This is a genomic window from Aquabacterium sp., from assembly GCF_035476535.1.
Lineage (GTDB): Bacteria > Pseudomonadota > Gammaproteobacteria > Burkholderiales > Burkholderiaceae_C > Pseudaquabacterium.
Genome location: NZ_DATILJ010000081.1, coordinates 1 through 5301 on the forward strand (window position 1 = coordinate 1; position 5301 = coordinate 5301).

A 5301-nucleotide genomic window follows, 5' to 3' on the forward strand; every position below is an offset into this window, starting at 1 on the left:
GTGCATCAGCGCGTCGTCGGCGCTGCGCTGGGCTTCGCCGTAGACCTGCGGAGCGGCCGGGTAGCGCTGGGCCAGCGCTTGCAGGCGCGCCAGCGAACGCAGCACCTGCTCGGGCAGCAGATCGCCTTCGCGCAGCGCGGCTTCGATGGCCTGCACGGCCGCCGATTGCTCTTCTTCGCTGCCCTGGGCCAACGGCATGTCGGCGCCGGCCTGCAGCGCCAGCACGGCGGCGCGGGCATGGCCGTAGCGTTCGTGCACCGCCTTCATGAACAGCGCGTCGGTGATCACCACGCCGTCGTAGCCCAGGCTCTCGCGCAGCAGGCCGGTGAGCACCGGATGCGACAGCGTGGCCGGATGGGCCGCGTCGATCTGCGGGTAGACGATGTGCGCGGTCATCATCGCCGGCGCGGCGTCCGGGCCTTGGGCCAGCGCGCGAAACGGGATCAGCTCCAGCGCCTCGAGTTCGGCCAGCGACTTGTCGACCGTCGGCAGCGCGTGGTGTGAATCAACATGCGTGTCGCCATGCCCGGGAAAGTGCTTGACGCAGCAGGCCACGCCTTCGCGCAGCGAGCCGCGCATCCAGGCCCTGGCCAGGCGGGTGACGGTGTGCGCGTCGGCGGCAAAGCTGCGTTCGGCGATCACCGGGTTCGCCGGGTTGTTGTTGATGTCCAGCACCGGCGCGAAGTTCCAGTTGATGCCCAGCGAACGCAAGCCGCGCGCCACGGCTGCGCCGACTTGTTCGGCGAGCGCTTCGTCACCCACCGCGCCCAGCGCCATCGCTGCCGGCGCCTGCGGCAGGAAGGTGGCGCGCACGACGGAGCCGCCTTCCTGGTCGATGCCGATCAGTGCCGAGGGCCCCAGCACTTCGCGCAGCTCGGTCAGCAACTGCTTCACTTCGGCCTCGGTGCCCAGGTTCTTGCGAAACAGGCAGACCGCGCGGATGTGGTGCCGGCGCAGGAAGGCTGCGGTGTCGGCCGACAGCGTCTTGCCGGGAATATCGACCATCACCAGATGGCCGGGGTGAAATGTCCCACCCCCGGAGCGACCTGCGGCCGCCTCCCCCTCAAGGGGGCCACGCCGGCGGCCCGGCGGAGCCGGTTCCGCGGCGTGCGCTTGGGTGAGAGTGCGGTGCGCCATCGGGTCTTGGTTCATCAGTGGGTTCTGGTGACTTTGCTGAGATGCCGCGGCGCATCCGGGTCCAGCCCGCGGGCACGGGCCAGTGCTTCGACCGCCGGATAAAAACTCTGGATCGCGGCAATCGCATCCAGGTCTTCATTGGCCGTCACCGCCAGCGGCAATTCGGCGCCGGGCGTGCCGGCCGGCGCGGCCACCAGCACGCGCGCGCCGCGCTGGCGCATCTCGTCGGCCAGCGCCAGCAGGCCGGCCTGCGCCGGGCCGCGCGGCGCAAACACCAGCAGCGGGTAGCCTTCGTCGATCAAGGCCATGGGCCCATGCTTGACCTCGGCGCCGGAGAAGGCCTCGGCCTGGATGCCGCAGACCTCCTTGAACTTCAGCGCGGCTTCCATCGCCACCGCCAGGCTCAGGCCGCGGCCGATGACGAACAGCCGGTCGGCGCCGGCCAGGGCTTCGCTCATCGGCGACCAATCCAGCCAGGCCGCGCGCTCCAGCGCCTCGGGCAGGGCTTCCAGTGCGCCGTGCAAGGCCGCGTCGCCCTGCCACTGCGCGACGAAGCGCGCGCCGGCCACCAGCTGCGCGATGTAGCTCTTGGTCGCGGCCACGCTGGTCTCGGCGCCGGCATGCAGCGGCAGCACCCACTGCGCGGCCTCGGCCAGCGGCGATGCGGCGTCGTTGACGACCGCCACCGTGCGCGCCCCGCCGGCGCGGAAGAAGCGCTGCGGCGCCACCAGGTCCGGGCTCTGGCCCGATTGCGAAAACGCCAGCGACAACAGGCCTTCGCACTGCAGCCGCGACGAATACAGCGTGACCAGCGACATCGGCAGCGAGGTGACCAGCCGGCCCAGCCGCGCCATCACCAGATAGGCCATGAAGTGAGCGGCATGGTCCGAGCTGCCGCGCGCCACGGTGAGCACCGCGTTCGGCGGGTCGGCGCGCAGCGCCTGGCCCAGCGCCGCCAGCGTCTCGCGGTCGGCGGTCAGCGCGCGGGCGATGGCCGCCGGCGCTTGCCGCGCCTCATTCAGCATGCGCGAGTTCAATCTCTTCTCCTTCGACGATCACACGTTGCAGTTGCAGGTTGGCATCCAGCACCACCATGTCGGCCCAGGCACCACGCTCGAGCCGGCCGCGGTCGTGCAGGCCCAGGAAATCGGCGGCATGGGTGGCGGTGCGGCGCGAGGCCTCTTCGATCTCCAGCCCCAGGCCGACCAGGTTGCGCAGCGCCTGGTCCATGGTCAGCGTGCTGCCGGCCAGCGTGCCGTCTTCGAGGCGCACGCCGCCCAGGCACTTGGTCACCGTCAGGCTGCCGAGCTTGTAATTGCCGTCGGGCATGCCGGCGGCGGCAGTGGAATCGGTGACGCAGTACAGGCACGGGATCGCGCGCAGCGCCGCGCGGATGGCACCCGGGTGCACATGCAGCAGGTCCGGAATGATCTCGGCATAACGCGCATGGGCCAGTGCCGCGCCCACCATGCCCGGCGCGCGGTGGTGCAGGCCGGTCATCGCGTTGAACAGGTGCGTGAAGCCCGAGGCGCCGCGCTCCAGCGCCGCGACGCCGTCTTCGTAAGAGCCGGCACTGTGGCCCAGTTGCACGCGGAAGCCGGCGGCCAGCAGCGGCGCGATGAAGTCCAGGTTGCCGGGGATCTCGGGCGCCAGCGTGATCAGGCGGATGGGGGCCAGGGCATGTAGCTGGTGCAGTTCTTCCACCGAGCCCGGGCGCACGAAATCCGGCTGTGCGCCTAGCTTGCCCGCGTTGATGTACGGGCCTTCGAGGTGCACACCCAGCACGCGCGCGGTGCCGGGCCTGCGCTTCTCGCAGATCGAGCCCATGGCCGTGAGCGCGGTCACCAGGTCGTCGTGCGGTGCCGTCATCGTCGTGGCCAGCAGCGAGGTGGTGCCGTGCCGGGCATGCAGGCGGGCGATGCGTTCGACCGCGTCGCCGCCCTCCATCGTGTCGCTGCCGCCGCCGCCGTGCACATGCAGGTCGATGAAGCCGGGCAGCACGATGGGCAGGCCTTCGTGGCGCACTGCGTATTCGTTACGCGGCTCGCCCTGCAGCGCGCTGATGCGGCCGTCGTCGACGGACAGGGTGCCGCGCACGAAGCCGCGCGGGGTGAGGATGTGGCCTTCCAGGCGGGAGATGGGCATCAGCGGCAGACAGTGGGTTGGCGCACCAGCAGCAGCGCGCCGTCGATGGCGTCGCCCTGCGGCGTCACGCAACGGGCCAGCAGCGAGGCGGGCAGCCAGGGTTTGAGGCGCAAGGCAACGCTGCCGGTCAGCACCAGCGGCAGTTCGGCCTCGGGGTCGAGCGCGGTGGCCATCTCGACCAGCGCCGCGGCGGCTTCGTCGAGCAGGTGGCGCGCGGTGATGTCGGCATCGGCCGTGTCGAAGACCAGCGGCGCCAGGCGGGCGAAACCATGCTGGCCGGCGCGGGCGCACCAGTCGAGCAAGGCATCACGCTGTCCGCCGGCGGTGCGCCACACGGCACGGGCCAGCGCCCCCGGGGCCGCGCGGCCATCCAGTGCACGGTGGGCCTGGCGCATGGCGGCCAGGCCCAGCCAGGCGCCCGAACCTTCATCGCCGATGCCGAAGCCCCAGCCGCCGACCGTGATGCGCTGGCCGTTGCGGCGCAGCGCCTCGCCGACGCTGCCGGTGCCGGCCGCGACGATGGCGCCGGGCACGCCGCCGTGCGCGCCGCGCAGCGCGGTGCCGGCATCGGTGTCCAGCGCCAGCAGGCCGTAGGCCGGCGCCAGCGCCATGAAGGCATCGCAGCGCACGGGTGAATGGGCGCCGGCCAGGCCCAGCCCGACGGCGCATGACGCCGGCTCCGGCAGGGCCAGGCCGGCCTGGGCGAAGCAGCGTGCGATGGCCAGCCGCACATGGTCCCAGGCCTGTTCGACGCCCTGGCCCAGGGCCGAGGGTCCGGCGTCGCCGGAGCCCAGCACCGATCCGTCGGGGGCAACGATGCGGGCACGGGTGCCGCTGCCGCCACCATCGATGCCGATGAAGTGGCGCAGGTCTTCGGTGGGTTGGTGCTGGGAGCGCATGGTGATAGCTCGAACAATACCAATATAGTACCACGCAAGACCGGTGCGTCAATGGCGTTGTGCCGTACGCCGGCCCAGAAAGACCCTGCCGCCAGTCATCTCCCCTTGGTTTGAGGGGTTTGGTGTCGCGTTCGGGGTGGAAACCATCGGTAATACCAGTTGCCACACGGCGCACCGGCCTGCGTGCGCACCACAATAGGCCCGCCCCCGCTCAGACCATCATCCCATGCAGACCATTGAGTTCCTCTTGCGCGGCGAGTTCATCACGCTGGACCACTTGCTCAAGGCCACCGGGCTGGCCGGCAGCGGGGGCCAGGCCAAGGCCCTGGTGGCCGAGGGCAAGGTGCAGGTGGATGGCCGGGATGAACTGCGCAAGACGGCCAAGCTGCGCGCCGGCCAGGTGGTCAGCCTGACCGGCGCGCGCATCCGCCTGTTGCCGCCCGGCACCGAACCCACAACAGCCGAGGAGACCCCCGATGAATGAAGCCGCGATCAACCCGGACACAGCGCTGATCACCGGTGCTTCTTCCGGCATCGGCGAGGCGCTGGCCGGCTGTTTTGCCGCGGCTGGCCATGCGCTGGTGCTGGTGGCCCGCCGCACCGACAAGCTGGAAGACCTGGCCCGGGAGTTGCGCAGCGCGCATGGCATCAAGGTCACGGTGCTGGGCGCCGACCTGTCCTTGCCCAACGCGCCGGCCACGCTGGCGCAACAGTTGAAGCGCCGGCGCATCACCGTCGACATCCTGGTCAACAACGCCGGCGTGCTGGTGCAGGGCGGCTTCGCCGAGATGGCCGCGGCCGATCATCGGTCGATGATCGACCTGAACGTGCTGGGCCTGACGGCCATGCTCACCGAATTTGTGCCCGGCATGAAGAAACGCGGCCGCGGCCGCGTGCTCAACGTCGCGTCGATCGCCGCGTTCCAGCCGGTGCCCAGCCTGGCCACCTACGCGGCGACCAAGGCCTACGTGCTGTCGCTGAGCGAATCCTTGTCGGAGGAACTGCGCGACAGTGGCGTCACCGTCACCGCGTTGTGCCCCGGCGTCACCGCGACGCCGATGCTGGCCAACGCCGCCGATGCCAACAGCCGCCTGGCGCGCCTGCCCGGCGTGCTGGTGGG

At 71.0% G+C, this 5301-nt stretch carries 6 protein-coding genes; 2 read left to right on the forward strand and 4 right to left on the reverse strand.

Features of this window, described 5'->3' with window-relative positions; all coding sequences use genetic code 11:
* The 4 genes from nagZ to VLK61_RS07990 all read right to left on the reverse strand — a co-directional run.
* Positions 1-1005 (reverse strand): beta-N-acetylhexosaminidase (gene nagZ / locus VLK61_RS07975; RefSeq protein ID WP_325419939.1); only part of this gene is annotated, 1005 nt, incomplete at its 3' end.
* 146 nt (positions 1006-1151) lie between these two features.
* Positions 1152-2162 (reverse strand): SIS domain-containing protein, encoded by a 1011-nt coding sequence (locus VLK61_RS07980; protein WP_325419949.1) that lies wholly within the window; start codon positions 2160-2162, stop codon positions 1152-1154.
* Positions 2152-3282 (reverse strand): N-acetylglucosamine-6-phosphate deacetylase, encoded by a 1131-nt coding sequence (nagA, locus tag VLK61_RS07985; RefSeq protein ID WP_325419941.1) that lies wholly within the window; start codon positions 3280-3282, stop codon positions 2152-2154. The genes VLK61_RS07980 and nagA overlap by 11 nt, the downstream gene beginning before the upstream one ends.
* Positions 3282-4181, reverse strand: coding sequence for a BadF/BadG/BcrA/BcrD ATPase family protein (locus VLK61_RS07990; protein WP_325419943.1), 900 nt, complete (start codon positions 4179-4181; stop codon positions 3282-3284). Before VLK61_RS07990 ends, nagA begins: the two co-directional genes overlap by 1 nt.
* Positions 4182-4407: 226 nt before the next feature.
* On the opposite strand from VLK61_RS07990, the gene VLK61_RS07995 reads away from it, so the two are divergent.
* Together VLK61_RS07995 and VLK61_RS08000 are read left to right on the forward strand one after the other, a co-directional pair.
* Complete coding sequence (locus VLK61_RS07995) at positions 4408-4665, forward strand: RNA-binding S4 domain-containing protein (RefSeq protein ID WP_325419945.1); 258 nt, start codon at positions 4408-4410, stop codon at positions 4663-4665.
* Positions 4658-5301, forward strand: a 644-nt coding sequence (locus tag VLK61_RS08000; RefSeq protein ID WP_325419947.1) for an SDR family NAD(P)-dependent oxidoreductase, incomplete at its 3' end; no start/stop codon positions are given. The genes VLK61_RS07995 and VLK61_RS08000, both read left to right, overlap by 8 nt.